The 17716-nt window shown below is 68.0% G+C and carries 15 protein-coding genes; 8 read left to right on the top strand and 7 right to left on the bottom strand.

The annotated features are described in order from the left end of the window. Positions 1-116 precede the first annotated feature (116 nt). The 3 genes from gyrB to dnaA form a co-directional block, all read right to left on the bottom strand. Positions 117-2642, bottom strand: a complete 2526-nt coding sequence (gene gyrB, locus PV762_RS14725) for a DNA topoisomerase (ATP-hydrolyzing) subunit B (RefSeq protein ID WP_421035763.1) — start codon at positions 2640-2642, stop codon at positions 117-119. 104 nt (positions 2643-2746) lie between these two features. Next, the gene (gene dnaN, locus PV762_RS14720; RefSeq protein WP_421035762.1) at positions 2747-3871 is read right to left on the bottom strand and encodes a DNA polymerase III subunit beta; all 1125 of its coding nucleotides are present in this window, start codon (positions 3869-3871) and stop codon (positions 2747-2749) included. A gap of 70 nt (positions 3872-3941) precedes the next feature. After that, positions 3942-5492: a chromosomal replication initiator protein DnaA gene (gene dnaA / locus PV762_RS14715; RefSeq protein ID WP_421035761.1), complete on the bottom strand. Its 1551-nt coding sequence runs from the start codon at positions 5490-5492 to the stop codon at positions 3942-3944. A gap of 302 nt (positions 5493-5794) precedes the next feature. Between dnaA and rpmH the strand changes: the two genes are divergently transcribed. The 8 genes from rpmH (at position 5795) to mnmE (ending at position 13224) form a co-directional block, all read left to right on the top strand. Continuing rightward, positions 5795-5929, top strand: coding sequence for a 50S ribosomal protein L34 (rpmH, locus tag PV762_RS14710; RefSeq protein ID WP_067065970.1), 135 nt, complete (start codon positions 5795-5797; stop codon positions 5927-5929). Between the two features lie 29 nt (positions 5930-5958). Further along, positions 5959-6480 carry a ribonuclease P protein component gene (locus tag PV762_RS14705; protein WP_421035760.1) on the top strand — a complete coding sequence of 174 codons (522 nt, stop codon included), beginning with the start codon at positions 5959-5961 and terminating at the stop codon, positions 6478-6480. Between the two features lie 26 nt (positions 6481-6506). Further along, a complete protein-coding gene (gene yidD, locus PV762_RS14700; protein ID WP_421035759.1) occupies positions 6507-6836 on the top strand; it encodes a membrane protein insertion efficiency factor YidD in 330 nt (109 codons plus the stop codon). Further along, the gene (yidC, locus tag PV762_RS14695; protein ID WP_421035758.1) at positions 6829-8511 is read left to right on the top strand and encodes a membrane protein insertase YidC; all 1683 of its coding nucleotides are present in this window, start codon (positions 6829-6831) and stop codon (positions 8509-8511) included. The genes yidD and yidC overlap by 8 nt, the downstream gene beginning before the upstream one ends. 310 nt (positions 8512-8821) lie before the next feature. Further along, positions 8822-9847, top strand: coding sequence for a glycosyltransferase (locus PV762_RS14690; RefSeq protein ID WP_421035757.1), 1026 nt, complete (start codon positions 8822-8824; stop codon positions 9845-9847). After that, on the top strand, positions 9844-10230 hold the full coding sequence (locus tag PV762_RS14685) for a GtrA family protein (RefSeq protein WP_421035756.1): 387 nt from the start codon (positions 9844-9846) through the stop codon (positions 10228-10230). Before PV762_RS14690 ends, PV762_RS14685 begins: the two co-directional genes overlap by 4 nt. After that, the gene (locus tag PV762_RS14680; RefSeq protein ID WP_421035755.1) at positions 10227-11816 is read left to right on the top strand and encodes a hypothetical protein; all 1590 of its coding nucleotides are present in this window, start codon (positions 10227-10229) and stop codon (positions 11814-11816) included. The genes PV762_RS14685 and PV762_RS14680 overlap by 4 nt, the downstream gene beginning before the upstream one ends. A gap of 31 nt (positions 11817-11847) precedes the next feature. Next, positions 11848-13224, top strand: coding sequence for a tRNA uridine-5-carboxymethylaminomethyl(34) synthesis GTPase MnmE (gene mnmE / locus PV762_RS14675; RefSeq protein WP_421035754.1), 1377 nt, complete (start codon positions 11848-11850; stop codon positions 13222-13224). 36 nt (positions 13225-13260) lie between these two features. Here mnmE and PV762_RS14670 read toward each other — a convergent pair whose 3' ends face one another. The 4 genes from PV762_RS14670 to PV762_RS14655 form a co-directional block, all read right to left on the bottom strand. Continuing rightward, a complete protein-coding gene (locus PV762_RS14670) occupies positions 13261-13821 on the bottom strand; it encodes an adenine phosphoribosyltransferase (RefSeq protein ID WP_421035753.1) in 561 nt (186 codons plus the stop codon). A 67-nt stretch (positions 13822-13888) separates the two neighbouring features. After that, the gene (locus tag PV762_RS14665; RefSeq protein WP_421035752.1) at positions 13889-15436 is read right to left on the bottom strand and encodes a sensor domain-containing diguanylate cyclase; all 1548 of its coding nucleotides are present in this window, start codon (positions 15434-15436) and stop codon (positions 13889-13891) included. Positions 15437-15596: 160 nt separating this feature from the next. Further along, positions 15597-16856, bottom strand: coding sequence for an acyl-CoA dehydrogenase family protein (locus tag PV762_RS14660; protein WP_421035751.1), 1260 nt, complete (start codon positions 16854-16856; stop codon positions 15597-15599). Positions 16857-16865: 9 nt separating this feature from the next. Continuing rightward, positions 16866-17612, bottom strand: coding sequence for a histidine phosphatase family protein (locus PV762_RS14655; protein WP_421035750.1), 747 nt, complete (start codon positions 17610-17612; stop codon positions 16866-16868). Positions 17613-17716: the final 104 nt, after the last annotated feature.

Here is a 17716-nt window from a genome sequence, read left to right as displayed (position 1 = left end):
AACACTGCGGACATTGCCACTACCCACAGAAGTAGAAATGGCCCATCCCGCAAGAGATGAGCCATGTCGTCAAAGCAGCGCGGGCGCTGCTGGATGCCTGATCGGCGGGCCGACGCTCACACGTCGATATTCGCCGCCCTCAGCGCGTTCTGCTCGATGAACTCGCGGCGCGGTTCCACCTCGTCGCCCATCAGCATCGTGAACACGCGGTCGGCTTCGATCGCGTCCTCGATCTGCACGCGCAGCAGGCGGCGGACCGTCGGATCCATCGTCGTTTCCCACAGCTGCGCGGGGTTCATCTCGCCCAGGCCCTTGTAGCGCTGGCGGCCGACGCTGGACTCGGCCTGCGTCATCAGCCAGGCCATCGCGGCACGGAAGTCCGCGACCTTGCTTTCCTTGGCCTTCTCGCCCTCGCCCTTGCGGATCACGGCTTCCTCGCCCACCAGACCCTTGAAGGTCTTGCCGGCCTCGGCCAGGACTTCATAGTCCGCGCCGTGCACGAAGTCCGCCGTGATGATGCTCGACCGCACGTTGCCGTGATGACGGCGGCTGATGCGCAGGAACTGCTTGTCGGTGCGCGGATCGACCTCCGCATGCACCACCGCGTCGTGCAACGCGACCTGCAGCGCCGTCGCGGAGATATCCGCCGCTTCCTTGGTGTCCAGGCCCAGCGTCAGGCCGGACGCCAGCAGGTGCAGCGCCTCGCCGTCCATCCAGGCCGACAGACGCTCGATCACGTTCTGCGCCGCCACGTACTGGCGCGCCATCGTCTCGAGTTCCTCGCCCTTGAGCACCGGGCCGGCGCCCACGCCCGCCGTGTGCAGCTCGGCGTCGTTCAGCGCGACCTTCAGCAGGAAGCCGTCCAGCTCGTGGCCGTCCTTCAGGTACTGCTCGTGCTTGCCGACCTTGACCTTGTACAGCGGCGGCTGCGCGATGTAGATGTGACCGCGCTCCACCAGCTCCGGCATCTGCCGGTAGAAGAAGGTCAGCAGCAGCGTCCGGATGTGCGCGCCGTCCACGTCCGCGTCGGTCATGATGATGATGCGGTGGTAGCGGAGCTTCTCGGGGTTGAAGTCGTCGCTGCCCGCGCCGCGGCCGATGCCGGTCCCCAGCGCGGTGATCAGCGTGATGATTTCATTGCTGGTCAGCAGCTTCTCGTAGCGCGCCTTCTCGACGTTCAGGATCTTGCCGCGCAGCGGCAGGATGGCCTGGAACTTCCGGTCGCGACCCTGCTTGGCGGAGCCGCCGGCGGAGTCGCCCTCCACGATGTAGATCTCGCACAGCGACGGATCCTTCTCCTGGCAGTCCGCCAGCTTGCCCGGCAGGCCCATGCCGTCCAGCACGCCCTTGCGGCGCGTCATCTCGCGCGCCTTGCGCGCCGCCTCGCGTGCCCGCGCGGCCTCGACGATCTTGCCGCAGATGATCTTGGCGTCGACCGGGTTCTCCAGCAGCCAGTCCGTCAGCTTGCTCGCGACGATGTCTTCCACCGGGCCGCGCACTTCGCTCGACACCAGCTTGTCCTTGGTCTGCGAGCTGAACTTCGGCTCCGGCACCTTCACGCTGATCACGCAGGCCAGGCCTTCGCGCATGTCGTCGCCGGTGACGTCGACCTTGGCCTTCTTGGCCAGCTCGTTGTCCTCGATGTACTTGTTGATCACCCGCGTCATCGCCGCGCGCAGACCCGTCAGGTGGGTGCCGCCGTCGCGCTGCGGAATGTTGTTGGTGAAGCAGAGGACGCTCTCGTTGAAGCCGTCGTTCCACTGCATCGACACCTCGACACCGACGTTGGTGTTCTGGTCCGACATCTTGTCGCCCTGGGCGTGGAAGATGTTCGGGTTGAGCGCCGTCTTGCCCTTGTTGATGAACTCGACGAAGCCGCGCACCCCGCCGGCGAAGGCGAAGTTGTCCTCCTTGTTGTTGCGCTCGTCGACCAGGCGGATCTTCACGCCGTTGTTCAGGAACGAGAGCTCGCGCAGGCGCTTGGCCAGGATGTCGTAATGGAACTCGGAGTTCGAGGTGAAGATCTCCGTGTCCGGCAGGAAGTGCACCTCGGTGCCGCGCTTGTCGGTCTCGCCGACGATCCGCATCGGGCTGGTCTCGGCGCCGTCGCGCAGCTCGATCAGGCGGTCCTGCGGAATGCCCTTCTTGAACTCCAGCTGGTGGACTTTGCCCTCGCGGCGCACCGTCAGGCGCAACGTCTTGGACAGCGCGTTCACGCAGGACACGCCGACGCCGTGCAGGCCGCCCGACACCTTGTAGCTGTTCTGGTTGAACTTGCCGCCCGCGTGCAGTTCCGTCAGTGCGATCTCGGCCGCCGAGCGCTTGGGCTCGTGCTTGTCGTCCATCTTCACGCCGGTCGGGATGCCCCGGCCGTTGTCGATCACCGAGATCGAGTTGTCCGTGTGGATGGTGATGACGATGTCGTCGCAGTAGCCGGCCAGCGCCTCGTCGATCGAGTTGTCGACGACTTCGAACACCAGGTGATGCAGGCCCGTGCCGTCCGAGGTGTCGCCGATGTACATGCCGGGGCGCTTGCGCACCGCCTCCAGACCTTCCAGGATCTGGATGCTGGACTCGCCGTACCCCGCGCCATCGTTCTGCTGCTGAGGCTGCTGGTCGGGATTCTGCTGAGGATCGGTCATCGAAAAACTCTCTCTTCTCACTGCTGGCCGCGATCGCCGATGCGGCGTCGCGGACCTTCAAAAGCGCTGAAGCGGGCCGTGGCCCGCTCGTTCATCTCATCGCGTCAGATACGCATGGGCATGACGACATATTTGAAGCCACTGTGCTCAGGGATGCTGAGCAAGGCGCTCGACGAGCTGTCGTTCAGATCCACCCGCACCATGTCCTGCGACATGTTGGCCAGCACGTCCATCAGGTAGGTGACGTTGAAGCCGGTCTCGATCTGGTCGCCGCCGTAGTCGATTTCCAGCTCTTCCTTGGCCTCTTCCTGCTCGGCGTTGCTCGACGCGATCGACAGCAGGCCCGGGTCGAAGGACAGGCGCACCGCCTTGAACTTCTCGCTGGTCAGGATGGCCGCGCGCTGCAGCGCGGCCAGCAGCGGCTGGCGGCCGATCAGCACATGGAAGCGGTGGTTCTTCGGGATGACGCGGTTGTAGTCGGGGAACTTGCCTTCGACCAGCTTGGTCACGAACTCCATGCCGCTGAAGCTGAACTTGGCCTGGTTGCCGGCAAAGCGCATCTCGATGGGCGCGTTCTCGTCGTCGCCCTTGCCGCCGTCCTTCAGCAGGCGCATCAGCTCCAGCACCGTCTTGCGCGGCAGGATGACCTCCTGCTTGGGCATCTCGGTGTCGGTCTCGGCCTGGGCCAGCGCGAGGCGGTGGCCGTCGGTCGCGACCAGCGTCAGCATCTTGCCTTCGGCCACGAACAGGATGCCGTTCAGGTAGTAGCGGATGTCATGCACCGCCATCGCGAAGTGGACCTGGTTGATCAGGCCCTTCAGCGTCTTCTGCGGCACGTTGAACGCGGGGCCGAAGTCGGCCGCTTCCTGCACCAGCGGGAAGTCGTCCGAGGGCAGCGTCTGCAGCGTGAAGCGGCTCTTGCCGCCCTGCAGCGTCATCTTGCTCTGGTTGGACGTCAGGCTGACCGTCTGGTCCGACGGCATCGAGCGCAGGATGTCGATCAGCTTGCGCGCGCCGATGGTGGTGGAGAAATCGCCCTCGTCGCCGTCGAACTCGACCGTGGTGCGGACCTGGATCTCCAGGTCGCTCGTGGTGAGCTCGACCTGGCGGCCCTGCTTGCGGACCAGCACGTTGGCCAGGATGGGCAGCGTGTGGCGCCGTTCCACGATGCCGGACACCGCCTGCAGCGCGGCAAGCACTTTGTCCTGGCTGTCTTTCAACACGATCATGTCAACCTCTCTCCACTGTTGGCTGTACGGGCGAACGCGGCATTTTCGCTGAAGGCGAAGGCGTTTTTTCTCATCCCTTCAGCGTTTGCTCCAGGACGTGCAACTGCTGGTTCAACTCGGTGTTCTTCTGGCGCTCTCCGCCGATCTTGCGGACCGCGTGCAGCACCGTGGTGTGGTCGCGGCCGCCGAACAGCTCGCCGATCTCCGGCAGGCTCTTCTGCGTCAATTCCTTGGCCAGGTACATCGCGATCTGGCGCGGGCGGGCGATGCTCGCCGGGCGCTTCTTCGAATACATGTCCGCGACCTTGATCTTGTAGAAGTCGGCCACGGTCTTCTGGATGTTCTCGACGGAAATCTGCCGGTTCTGGATCGACAGCAGGTCCTTGAGGGCCTCGCGCGCCAGCTGGATGTTGATTTCCTTGTGCGAGAAGCGGCTGTAGGCCAGCACCTTGCGCAGCGCGCCTTCCAGCTCGCGCACGTTGGCGCGCACGTTCTTGGCGATGAAGAAGGCCACGTCCTCGGGCATGGGCGCGTTCTCGGCGTCGGCCTTCTTGATCAGGATCGCGACGCGCATCTCCAGCTCGGGCGGCTCGATGGCCACCGTGAGGCCGGCGTCGAAGCGGCTAGTCAGGCGCTCGTCGATGTCCACCAGGCCCTTGGGGTAGGTGTCCGACGTCATGATGATGTGCGCCCGCTTGGCCAGCAGCGCTTCGAACGCATTGAAGAACTCTTCCTGCGTGCGGTCCTTGCCGGCGAAGAACTGCACGTCGTCGATCAGCAGCAGGTCCAGCGAGTGGTACTTGGCCTTGAGCTCGTCGAAGGTCTTGCGCTGGTAGTTCTTGACGACGTCCGAGATGAACTGCTCGGCGTGCAGGTAGAGCACGCGGGCGTCCGGACGATCCTTCAGCAGCGCGTTGCCGACAGCGTGGATCAGGTGGGTCTTGCCCAGGCCGACACCGCCATAGATGAACAGCGGGTTGTACATCTGGCCCGGCGCGCCGGCGACGTGCAGCGCGGCGGTGCGCGCCATCTGGTTGGCGCGGCCCGGCACCAGCGTGTCGAAGGTCAGGCTGGTGTTGATGCGGTGGCGCGTGGCGCTCGGCGGCAGGTTGGCCGGGACGCCGGGGGCGGCGCCGCCCTGGATCAGGCTGGCGGCGGTGGCCGGGGCGGCGGGATTCGCGGCTGCGGCGGCCGGGCGGGCGGCCACGGTGGTCGCTTCCGCGCCCGCTTGCAGGCCCGATTGTGCGGCGCCGGTTCCGCCGCGCAGGCCGTGCTGCTGCAGCACCTGGCCCATCGACAGGCCGGACGGCGAGGTACGGGGCAGCGGCGCGATGGCCTCGCGCGGCGCCAGCGACAATTCCAGGCGCGCCGGCTTGCCGGCGAGTTCGGTCAGGATGGCCTCGATCCGGCCGGCATACTGGCTGCGGATCCAGTCCAGCTTGAATCGGTTGGGGACGCGGAGGGACACCAGCACGGCCTCGTGGCCGTTCTCGTCCTGCTGGGCGACCTCCGCGGGGGGCAGCGGCCGGATCCAGGTGTTGAATTGCTGTTCAGGCAGTTCGGCGGCCAGGCGTTCGCAGCCGCGCTGCCACAGGGCCGCACCTGACAAGTCTGCGCTCATTGTGGAAAACTTATTCTTCGAGCGGCCCGATTGTACCGATCCGGGTCCGCGGAATCTGGGTTATCCACAGATTTTTTCCCCCGGTCAAGTGCTGGTAATCCCCGTGGCGACTTGCATCCGGATTGACCCTGACGCAAATCTTTGCTGTAATCGCGGGTTTTCCGGACGCCCGGACGTAGCTTCGTGGGCCTCCGCTTTTCGAGCGGCTTCCGGCATCGCCTGATGTCTCCGTCCGCGGCGCCAGAGCCAACAGGCACGGCGCGAGGGTGACGGGAAGCTCCCAGATTTCCTAGAGGTTGAACATGAAACGCACTTATCAAGGCTCCAAGACCCGTCGCGCCCGTACCCACGGCTTCCTCGTCCGCATGAAGACGCGCGGCGGCAAGGCCGTCATCGCGGCTCGTCGCGCCAAGGGCCGCAAGCGCCTGGCCGTCTGAGCGACACACCAGACGACCTTGTCAGCACCGTGATCGGCCGCGTCGTACGATCGGCCGATTTCGAGCGCGTGCTGGGCACGCCCAGCCGCGCGCGCAGCGCGCACTTCGCCGTGCACCACCTGGCCGACAGCCCTTCGCTGCCCAAGCGCCGTCCATCCACAGGAACGGCTGACTTGTCCACAGGTGATGCACCGTTTCATTCCCAAGCTGTGGATGAAACGCAGATCGCGAGCGTGGCGCCGACCTCCGCAGCACCGCTTCCAGCCGCGCCCGATCGGGCCTGGCTGGGCTACGTCGTGCCTAAACGGCACGCCAAGCGCGCGGTCACACGGACCCTGCTGAAGCGCCAGATCCGCGCGGTGTTCGCAGACCTGCCCGAGCTGCCTCCCGGTCTCTGGGTGGTGCGCTTGCGCATGCCTTTTGATCGCAAGCAATTCCCCAGTGCCTCTTCGGAAGCGCTGCGTGCCGCTGCGCGCGCGGAGCTGCTGCAGCTCACCCGCAAGCTGGCGCGACCGCCGGCATCGGCGCCGATGCCGGCTGCAGCGGGCTGACCGGTCCGCCGTTCGGAAAAGCGACCATGGATCCTCGCCCCAGCCTGTCGACGCGATTGCTGATGGGGCTGGTGCGCGGCTACCAGTTGCTGTTCAGCGCCTGGCTGCGCGCGGGTTGCCGCTACAGCCCGAGCTGCTCCGCCTATGCGATGCAGGCCTTGCGGCAGCACGGCGCCGCCGCCGGCACCTATCTGGCGACCGCACGGATCCTGCGTTGCAACCCTTTCTGTCTGGGCGGACACGATCCCGTGCCCGACAATCCGCCCCGCCTGTTCACCCGGTTCACCGGACGTCCCTCCGGATGCCGCCCGGGCACAGCCTCTTCAACCGCCAATCCAAAAGCTTCCCATGACTGATATTCGCCGCACCATCTTGTGGGTGGTGTTCTCGGTGTCGCTGTTCTTTCTGTGGGACGGCTGGCAGGTCCACAACGGCCGGCCCTCGTTCATGCATCCAGGCCCGGCGAAGGTCGCCACCGCGCCGGCAGGCCCGGCTTCGGCCGCTTCCGCCGCCGCGCTGCCGGCTGCCGCCGGCGCTTCCGCCGCGGGTGCGACCGCCGCGGCCCCGCCACCTGTCAAGAACGAGCTGGTCACCTTCACGACCGACGTCGTCAAGGCCACGATCGACACGCGCGGCGGCAGTCTGGTCCGCGTCGAGCTGCTCAAGCACGCCGACGACACCAACGCCAGCGGCCACGTCGTCATCCTGGATCCGATCCGCAACTACAGCGCGCGCTCAGGCCTGCTGAACGTGCCGAACGCGCCCAGCGACCAGACGGTGCTGACGCTGGTCGACGGCCCGCGCGAGCTCAAGGACGGCCAGGACGCGCTGACCGTGAGACTGGAAGCCGACCAGGGCGGCGTGAAGTTGGTGAAGACCTATACGTTCAAGCGCGGCGACTACGCCATCGCCGTGAACCACGAGGTCACCAACACCGGCGCCGCCGCGGTGACGCCGCAGCTGTACCTGCAGCTGGTGCGTGACGGCCACATCGACCACACCGGTCCGTCCTTCGCCCCGACCTCCTTCGCCGGTCCCGCGATCTACACGGACAAGGCGAAGTACCACAAGCTCGCGTTCGACGACCTCAGGAAGGGCAAGGCCGAGTACGAGAAGAACGCCGACGACGGCTGGGTCGCGATGGTCCAGCATTACTTCGTCAGCGCCTGGATCCGCAACGAGGCGGGTCCGCGCGAGTTCAACGTCCGTCCGCTCAACGAGAACCTGTACACCGCCGGCGTGGTGATGAACTTCGCCGCCGTCGCGCCGGGCGCCTCGGCCAAGCTGGACAACGTCCTGTACGTCGGTCCGCAGGAAGAGAAGAAGCTGGAAGTCCTGGCCCCGGGCCTGGAGCTGGTGAAGGACTACGGCATCTTCAAGATCCTGTCCAAGCCGCTGTTCTGGCTGCTGGACGTCCTGCACACGATGCTGGGCAACTGGGGCTGGGCGATCATCCTGCTGGTCGTGATGCTGAAGGCCGCGTTCTACGGCCTGAACGCCAGCGCGTACCGCAGCATGGCCAAGATGAAGGCGGTGAACCCGCGCATCCAGGAAATGCGCGAGCGCATGAAGGACAAGCCGCAGCAGATGCAGCAGGAGATGATGCGCATCTACAAGGAAGAGAAGATCAATCCGCTGGGCAGCTGCCTGCCGATCTTCCTGCAGATGCCGTTCTTCATCGCGCTGTACTGGGTGCTGCTGTCGAGCGTCGAGATGCGCGGTGCGCCGTGGGTGATGTGGATCCACGACCTGTCCAAGCCGGACAGCCTGTTCGGTCACCTGTTCGGCGCGCCCATCGGTCCGCTGCCGCTGCTGATGACGGCGTCCAGCCTGCTGCAGGTGTGGCTGAACCCGCAACCGGCCGACCCGGTGCAGGCCAAGATGATGTGGATCATGCCGCTGGCCTTCAGCGTGATGTTCTTCTTCTTCCCGTCGGGCCTGGTGCTGTACTGGCTGGTGAACAACATCCTGTCGATCGCCCAGCAATGGATGATCAACAAGCAGATCGGCGTCACCTCCGCGAAGAAGTGATGACGGTGTACGGGATGTGGTAATTCCGCACGTCCACTGAAGGAGCCCCCGCACCCCGGGGGCTTTTTTTCGCCTGCGCCGGAGGCTTAAATCGAGGCATGCGGGGATCGCTTCTCCGACCGCTGCCGGGTCACCGGCACGGACGGGGACCGGAGGCCCAAGGCGCGGGTTCACGAGAGCCGGCGACGACGCCTTCCCCGCGCCATCTCCGACGTTGCGGGGCCGTGTGGACGGCCCCGCAACGCCTTGCGCGCCACACATCAAGAGCGACGGCCGGACGGCCAGCCGCCCCCTCTCCAAGGAGCCCGAGTTGAACGCCGACACCCTCAGCCCCCCGCAGGTGAGTGCGCAGGAGCGCGCGCGCGAGGAGGCGTCCGTCGGCGCCTTCGAGTCCGCCGGCTACCGGCCCAGCGTCGCCGTGCTGCTGCCCTGCTACAACGAAGGGCTCTCGATCCGGCGCGTGGTGGAGGACTTCCGCCGCCATCTGCCCGAGGCGACGATCTTCGTCTACGACAACCGCTCGACCGACAACACCGCGTCGGAAGCGCGCGCCGCGGGCGCCGTGGTGCGCCACGAGCCGTGGCCGGGCAAGGGCAACGTGGTGCGGCGCATGTTCGCGGACATCGACACCGACATCTACGTGATGGCCGACGGCGACGGCACCTACGATCCGGCGATGTCGCCGATGCTGGTGCAGCGCATGATCGACGGCCACCTGGACATGGTGGTCGGCACGCGCCGCGGCGTCTACGACAACGCCCACCGCGCGGGACATGGCTTCGGCAACCGGCTGTTCAACGGGGTGTACCAGACGCTGTTCGGGCGGTTGTTCACCGACATCTTCTCGGGCTACCGCGTGTTCTCGCGCCGCTACGTGAAGAGCTTCCCTGCGGTCGCGGCCGGCTTCGAGATCGAGACCGAGATGTCGGTGCACGCCAGCCAGCTGCGCATGCCGATCGAGGAGCATCCCACCGAATACGGCAGCCGTCAGGAGGGCAGCGTCAGCAAGCTCAACACGGTGCGCGACGCGCTGCGCATCCTGCGCACGCTGGTGCTGCTGTTCAAGGAGATCCGGCCAGCGCGTTTCTACAGCCTGATCGCCGGTCTGCTGACGCTGGTGGCGCTGGGACTGGGCGCGCCGTTGCTGCTGACCTTCATCGAGACCGGCCTGGTGCCGCGCCTGCCGACCGCGGTGCTGGCGACCGGACTGGTGCTGCTGGCCGGCATTGCGCTGACCTGCGGGCTGATCCTGGACAGCGTCGCGCGCGGCCGGCTGGAGCAGAAACGCATGGTCTACCTGGGACTGACGCAGTTCAGAACGCGTCCGCGGCGATGAGCCTGCGCCTGCCCGGAGCGGGGTTCCTGCGCTTCCTCCTGGTGGGAGGCACGGGCTTCGTCATCGACGCCGGACTGACGCTGCTGCTGATCCGCACCGGCCTTCCGGCCGCGTGGGCACGCGTGCCCGCGATTGCCGCCGCGATGGTCTTCACCTGGCTGGCCAACCGCCGCTTCACCTACCGCGTCCAGGCCCGCCGCAGCGGGGGTGAGGCCTTGCGCTACGGCGCCGTCGCGCTCGCGATGGCCCTGTTCAACTACCTCGTCTATCGGCTGCTGCTCGACGCCGGATTGGCGGCACTGCCTGCCATCGTCGTCGCCACGGCGTTGCAGACCTGCATCAGCTACGTCGCCTACAAGCGTCTGGCCTTCCGACAAACATGAACCGTCCTTCGATCTCCGTGCCCTTGGGGACGTCCGCCTCGGCGTCGCCCCGCTTCGCGCCGTCGTCCCGGGTCGAGCGCCTGCTGTGCGGCCTGGCGATCGCCATCGGGCTGATCGGCGCCGTCGCCTTCTGGGCTGCGCGCGGCAGCCTGTGGGAAGACGAGGTGATCGCCATCACCCACAGCCTGCAGCCGCTGTCGTCCTTCGTGTCGGAGATGCTGCGCAACGACATCCACCCGCCGACCTGGTTTCTGCTGCTGAAGGGGTGGACCGCGTGGGCGCCGGGTTCGGACGCCTGGGCGCTGGCGAGTTCGCTCGTGCTGGCGCTGGCCGCCGCGTGGACGGTCCATCGCGTGACGCTGCGGCACGACAGCCCGTCCGCGGCACTGTGGGCCTGCGCGCTCTATGTCGTGCAGCCGACCTTCGCATGGTCCGCCGGCACCCTGCGCATGTACAGCCTGGTGCCCCTGCTGGCGGTGCTGAGCTGGCATCTGGGCCGGCGACTGATCCAGGGCGGCTCGACGCGCGTCGGCGTCGTGCTCGTGACGGTCCAGCTGCTGCTGGCCTACAGCCATGCGATCGAATTCCTCTTCGTCGGACTGATCGCGCTCAACGTGCTGTGGGTCGACTGGTCCCGCAGCGACCGCGCCGGTCGCTGGCGCTGGGCGCGTTGGCAGGCGCTGACGCTGGTGGGGATGACCTGGCTGCCGCTGAGTGCGCTCTCCCGCGGGACCGAGCCGCTGCCGCCCAGTCATTGGACGGGACTGTTCCACAACCCGGCGTCGATGATCGCCGGCTGGTCGCTGGAGAGCGACAGCCCCTTCCTGATCGCCGGCGGCCTCGTGTTCCTCGGAATGGCCGCGCTGGCGCTGCGCACGGCGGACGGTCGCCGGATCCTGCTGGGGCTGCCGGTGCTGGGCCTGCTGGCGGCGCTGGGCATCGGCATGTTCGGCAAGCCGCTCTACAAGACGCCGGTGTTCGCGGCGAACCTGCTGCCCTTCCTGGCGATCGCGGCGGGACTCGGTGCGGCACGCCTGGGCGCGCCGGCCGCGCGCGCCGGCGCGGCGCTGCTGCTGCTCTGCCTCGCGGCCACGACACTGCCCTGGTCGCAGCGCCAGTTGCCGCCGGAGAACTACGCGCCCGCGGGGCGGGCGATCGCCGCGGCGGTGCGTCCCGGCGACATGGTGGTGGTGCCCAACGTCAGCGTGTACTGGGGCGTCATGCGCTACGCCACGACGCCGCAATGGGGCCGGCCGCTCGAGATCCTGCCGCCGGACAACGCCTCGTGGCAGGCCCTCAAGCGCAAGCTGGGTCCGGACTGGGTGCGGCGCCTGAGCCTGACGCAGACCGGCGACCGGGTCGAGTTCAACGGCGTCACCTACGTCATCGGCGAGCCGCGCGACCTGGCCCTCGCACCGGGTGGCAGCCTGTGGGTGGTGCAGCGCGCGCGTTATGCATCCTCGGTGGGATTGACCACCCCCGCGCGGGTGACGGGCACCGAGTGGTTCGGAAAGGAACTGAGCGTGCAGCGCATGCAGGCCGATCCCACGGGGACGACGACCGTCTCGAATCCCGACCGGCCCTGACGCCTCCCAGGGCTGCGAGACAATCGCGCCCATGCTGTCGCGCCATCAGGATCCCATCGCCGCCATCGCCACCGCGCCCGGACGGGGCGCGGTCGGCATCGTCCGGGTGTCCGCCCCTCAAGACCTGACACCGCTGGTGACGGCGATCTGCGGCCGCGCGCTGAAGCCTCGCGAGGCCACCTATCTCCCCTTCCGCAGCGCGCAGGGCGAGGCGATCGACCACGGCCTGGCGCTGCTGTTTCCGGCGCCGCACTCGTACACCGGTGAACACGTGCTGGAACTGCAGGCTCACGGCGGACCGGTGGTGCTGCAGCTCCTGCTCGCGCGATGCCTGGAGGCCGACCCCGCGCTTCGGATGCGCTTGGCCGAGCCCGGCGAATTCACGCGCCGCGCCTTCCTCAACGGCAAGCTGGACCTGGCGCAGGCCGAGGCGGTCGCCGACCTGATCGACGCGAGCACGGAAGCGGCGGCCCGCAGCGCGGGCCGCGCCCTGGCCGGAGCGCTGAGCGGCGAAGTCGGCGGCTTGCGCGACGGGCTGATCCAGCTGCGCATGCTCGTCGAGGCGACGCTGGACTTCCCAGAGGAAGAGATCGATTTCCTCGAACAGGCCGACGCACTGGGCAAGCTGAGGCGCCTGCTCGTGCGTGTGGAGGCCTTGCTCGACCGCAGCCGGCAGGGCGCGATCCTGCGCGAGGGCATCAAGGTGGTACTGGCCGGGCAGCCCAATGTCGGCAAGAGCTCGCTGCTGAATGCGCTGGCGGGCGCGGAACTGGCGATCGTGACGCCGATTCCCGGCACGACGCGGGACAAGCTGAGCCAGACGATCCAGATCGAGGGCGTGCCGCTGCACATCAGCGACACGGCGGGCCTGCGCGACACCGAGGACGAGGTCGAACGCATCGGCGTGGCGCGCAGCTGGGACGCGATCGCGGACGCGGACGTCGTGCTTTTCCTGCACGACCTGACGCGCGTCGGCCATGCGGACTATGAGTCGGAAGATGCCGAGATCCGCGGCCGCCTTGCGAGTGTCGATCCGGCGCGCCTCCTGCAGATCTACAACAAGGCCGACGCGCACGCGCCGGCGTCCTTGCCGGCAGGCGCGCTGACGCTGTCGGCGAAGACGGGTGAAGGTCTGGACGCGCTGCGGGGCAAGCTGCTGGAGCAGGTCGGCTGGCACGCGGTGCCGGAGGGCCTCTTCATCGCGCGGGAACGCCACGTCCAGGCGCTGCGCCGCACGCGCGAACACATCGAGCTGGCCTTGCTGCAGGCCGAGGCGCAGCCGCCGGCGCTGGACCTGATGGCGGAGGAATTGCGCCTCGCGCATGACGCGCTCGGCGAGATCACCGGGGCCTTCACCGCCGATGACCTGCTGGGGGAGATCTTCAGCCGGTTCTGCATCGGGAAGTGATCGGCCCCGGTGCCCGCGGCACGATCCAGAGCAGGTTCAGTGCCCGTCGAACGCGATCAGCGAGAAGACCTTCAGCCCGCCATCGCGCAGCCGTTGCGAACCGCCCAGCTCCGGCAGATCCACGATGGCCGCGCCTTCGATGACCTCGGCCCCCAGGCGCTCCAGCAGCCGCTTGCCGGCCATCATCGTGCCGCCGGTTGCGATCAGGTCGTCGATGAGCAGCACCCGGTCCCCCGACTTCACCGCGTCGGTGTGCATCTCTACCGTGGCGCTGCCGTACTCGAGTTCATAGGTCTCCTGCACCGTCGTGAAGGGCAGCTTGCCCTGCTTGCGGATGGGCACGAAACCGACGTTCAGCTCATACGCGAGCACCGAACCGATGATGAACCCACGCGCGTCCAGGCCCGCGATCGCATCGGGACGCGCGTCGAAGTAGCGATGCACGAACTGGTCGATCAGCACCCGGAACGCCCGGGGATTCGACAGCAGCGGCGTGATGTCGCGGAACTGCACGCCCGCCGACGGCCAGTCCGGCACGGTGCGGATCTGCTGCTTCAGGAAGACGAGGGCGTCCAGGGTGGGGTCGGCGTGCGTCATGGACGCGATTGTCGCGCTGCGGGCCAGCGCCGGGCCAGCGCCGGAGAAGCGCCGATGGAGCGCCGGCTCAGGCCGTCTGCTGCTGGCAGATCAGGCGCGCCCGGCCCGCCTGCTTGGCCTCGTAGAGCGCCGCGTCCGCCGTCTGGATCAGGCGTTGTGCCGCGTCGCCGTTCTGCGGAATGAAGGACGCCACGCCGATCGACAGGCTCACCGAGCGTCTCACCGGCGATCCCACGTGCTCGATCGCGGCCAGCCGCACGCTGTCCAGGCAGCGCTGCGCGACGACCTGGGCGCCCGCCAGGTCCGTGTCGACCAGCAGCACGGCGAATTCCTCGCCGCCGTAGCGGCACACCGATTCACCGCCCCGGCCGGCGCAGCTGCGCAGCAGCGTCGCGACGCGCCGCAGGCAGTCGTCGCCGGAGACGTGGCCGTAGCAGTCGTTGTATTGCTTGAAGTGGTCGATGTCGACCATCAGCAGCGCCAGCGGCCGGTTGGCGCGGGTCGCACGGTGCCACTCCGTCTGCAGCAGCTGATCGAAGAGGCGCCGGTTGCCCACGCCCGTCAGTCCGTCCGTCGTCGATTGCCGCGCCAGCAGCTCATTCGCGCGCCGCAGCCGCTCCTCCTGACGCTTGCGCTCGGTCAGGTCGGTGACGATGCAGACGTACAGATGGATGGTGTCGGTGCGCACCTCCGCCAACGCCAGTTGGAGGTGAAGCGCTTCGCCGCTGCGATGCCGCGCCGTGAATTCGCGAGGCTGGCCGAGCAGGGCACGCGGGTCCAGCGGCGCATCGGGCGTCGCGCCGGGATCGGTTGACGCGGTTGCCGTCGCCGTTGCCGTTGCCGTCGCTGTCGTTGCGGCGGTGCCCAGCAGCATGCCGAGGTGCACGCCCTGGAGTTCCGCCGCGGTGAAGCCGAACAGCAGCTCGCAGCTGGGATTGGCCTCCAGCACATGGCCGCCCGAATCCAGTGTCAGGATCCCGTTGGCGGCCGACTCGATCGTCGCGCGCAGCTGGGCCCGACTGGCGGCCAGCCGCTGCTGCTCATGGATCAGGTCGGTCACGTCCATGCGCACGCCGACGATGCCGCCCGACGGGGTCCGCGACTCGTAGATGCGCAGCCACATGTCGTCGTGCACGCGCTGCAGCAGCGGCGTCAGCTGCCGGCCGCGCGCCTGCTTGCGTTCCTCCAGCCACTCGGGCTCGCGGCCCCGCGCCTCGGGGATGCCGCCGCGCGCCAGCGACTCCCGCACCAGGTCCTCGAAGGTGCTCTTGTGCTGGAAGTGCCGCAGCATGTGCGGATAGATCTCCACCAGCCGCTTGTTGTAGGCGATCAGGCGATCCTCGGCATCGAAGATCTCCACGCTGGCCGGCAGCGCGTCGATGGCTTCCTCCATCGTCCGCTGGGCGAGCTTCGCCCGGGCCTGCGTGCGGGCCAGCGTCGACACGACCGCCACCGCCAGCACCACCGTCAGGACCAGCGAGGCCATCCCGACCCACGCCAGCCAGCCGTCCACCGCGAAGCCGCCGAGGGTGACCGTCAGCACGATGGCCTGCAGGCCGACCAGCAGCGCGAACGCCAGCAACGGCCAGGTGCGGACTTCGGCGAATCGGTTCATCGCGGGAGCGGCGCGCGGGAGGGCGTCCGGAAAAAAGGGTGGCTGATCCTAGCCACCTCGCTCCCCGATGAAAACCGCTCTCCGGGGGGAGAAGCGGCTTCCGGCGACGTCCCCCCGTTGGTGGGGTGCCACGCTTTGTGCGTGACGGTGTACGGGAAGCTCAGCCGCCGCGGGTGATCGGCATGTCGCCGACGTCGGGTAGGGTCATGTGCCGCGCGAGCTCCAGCTTCGCCAGCGAGTTGCGATGGACCTCGTCCGGACCGTCGGCGAAACGCAGGGTGCGCTGGCCCGCCCACATGTAGGCCAGCGGCGTGTCGTCGCTGACGCCCATGCCGCCGTGCACCTGCATGGCCCAGTCGATGACCTTGAGCGCCATGGTCGGCGCCACGATCTTGATCATCGCGATCTCGGCCTTGGCGACCTTGTTGCCGACGGTGTCCATCATGTAGGCCGCCTTCAAGGTCAGCAGCCGGGCCTGCTCGATGCTGCAACGCGACTCGGCGATGCGCTCCTGCGTCACCGTCTGCTGCGCGATCGTCTTGCCGAAGGCGACCCGCGAGACCGCCCGCTTGCACATCAGTTCCAGCGCCCGTTCCGCAGCGCCGATGGAGCGCATGCAGTGGTGGATGCGTCCCGGGCCGAGGCGGCCCTGCGCGATCTCGAATCCGCGGCCCTCGCCCAGCAGGATGTCGTCCACGGGCACGCGCACGTTCTTGAGCTCGATCTCCATGTGACCGTGCGGGGCGTCGTCGTAGCCGAAGACGCTCAGGTGGCGCTTGACCGTGATGCCCGGGGTGTTCGCCGGCACCAGCACCATGGACTGCTGCTCATGGCGGCCCGCGTCGGGATTCGTCTTGCCCATCACGATGTAGAGCGCGCAGCGCGGATCGCCGGCACCGGAGGACCACCACTTCGTGCCGTTGATGACGTACTCGTCGCCGTCGCGATCGATGCGGCACTGGATGTTGGTCGCATCCGACGAAGCCACGTCCGGCTCCGTCATCAGGAAGGCCGAGCGGATCTCGCCGCGCAGCAGCGGCTCCAGCCAGCGATCCTTGTGGGCCTCGCTGCCGTAGCGTTCGATCGTCTCCATGTTGCCGGTGTCCGGCGCCGAGCAGTTGAAGACCTCCGGCGCCCAGTACACCCGGCCCATGATCTCGCACAGCGGCGCGTACTCGAGGTTGGACAGGCCTTCCGGCGCGCGCGGCGAACGCGGCAGGAACAGGTTCCATAGCCCGGCGGCGCGGGCCTTGGGCTTGAGCTCCTCGATCACCGTCGTCGGGATCCAGGCGTTGCCGCCGCGCCGGTTGGCCTCGATCTCCTCGTGATAGCGCTTCTCGTTCGGATAGATGTGCGCGTCGAAGAACGCGAGCAGGCGCTCGCGCAGCTGTTCCACCTTGGGGCTGTAGTCGAAGTTCATGGGGGTCCTTCAGCCGCGTTGGCTGCGATAGCGGAGGTACTGCGCGTACAGCGCTTCCATCGTGGTGGCCCGCTCGTCCGCATGCAGCGGATGCGACGGGGCGAAATTGCAGACGCGCAGCAGCCAGCCCGCGGGCGAATCCCCGGCCGGCGGCGCGACGTCCAGCACGTTGATGCAGGCCGGCGACTGGACCCAGCTGCCCAGCATCACGCGCTGGCCGCCGGTGACCGCGTGCGACAGGATGGCCGCGTTGACCACGCCGTGCAGCACCAGCAGCGCGCAGTCCCAGTCGGGGTCGGCCTGCAGCCGCGCGATGCCGCCGAGCACGCGATCCAGCAGCTCGCCGACGCGCTCGCCGTTCAGGAAACGTTGCGACTCCGCGACCGGGCTGCGCTGGAGACCGTTGAAGGCCTGCGCGAGTGCCTCATCGGGAATGTCCCCGAGGCGGCCGCCGCGGATCTCCTGCCACTCGGGCCAGGTCTGCGGGATCAGGTCGGACTGTCCGGCGTGGCGCAACACCAGGTCCGCGGTCTCGACGGTGCGCGGCAGGCCCGACACGATCGCGCGGTCGAAGCGCACGCTCGCGGCGCGGAAGGCCTCGCCCGCAGCCTGCGCCTGGGCGATGCCGTCGTCGTTGAGCCGCACCTGTTCCGGCAGCACCGGACGGCCCGTCGTGCCGTCGAAGTAGGTCACCGCGCCGTGGCGCATCAGGTAGATGCGGCGGCGTTGCGGGCTGCGGGGCTGGGTGTCCAACATGGCGGTCAGTGTGGCGCAACCGCGGGAGCCGCACTGTCACGCAGGCGGCAACCCCGGGCCGGGCCACAATTCGCCCGCCGCGCAATGCGGCGCCTCGTTGCCGT

This window comes from Mitsuaria sp. CC2 (genome assembly GCF_048957715.1).
Taxonomy (GTDB): Bacteria; Pseudomonadota; Gammaproteobacteria; order Burkholderiales; family Burkholderiaceae_C; genus Roseateles.
This window is presented reverse-complemented; position numbering and strand designations above follow the sequence as displayed.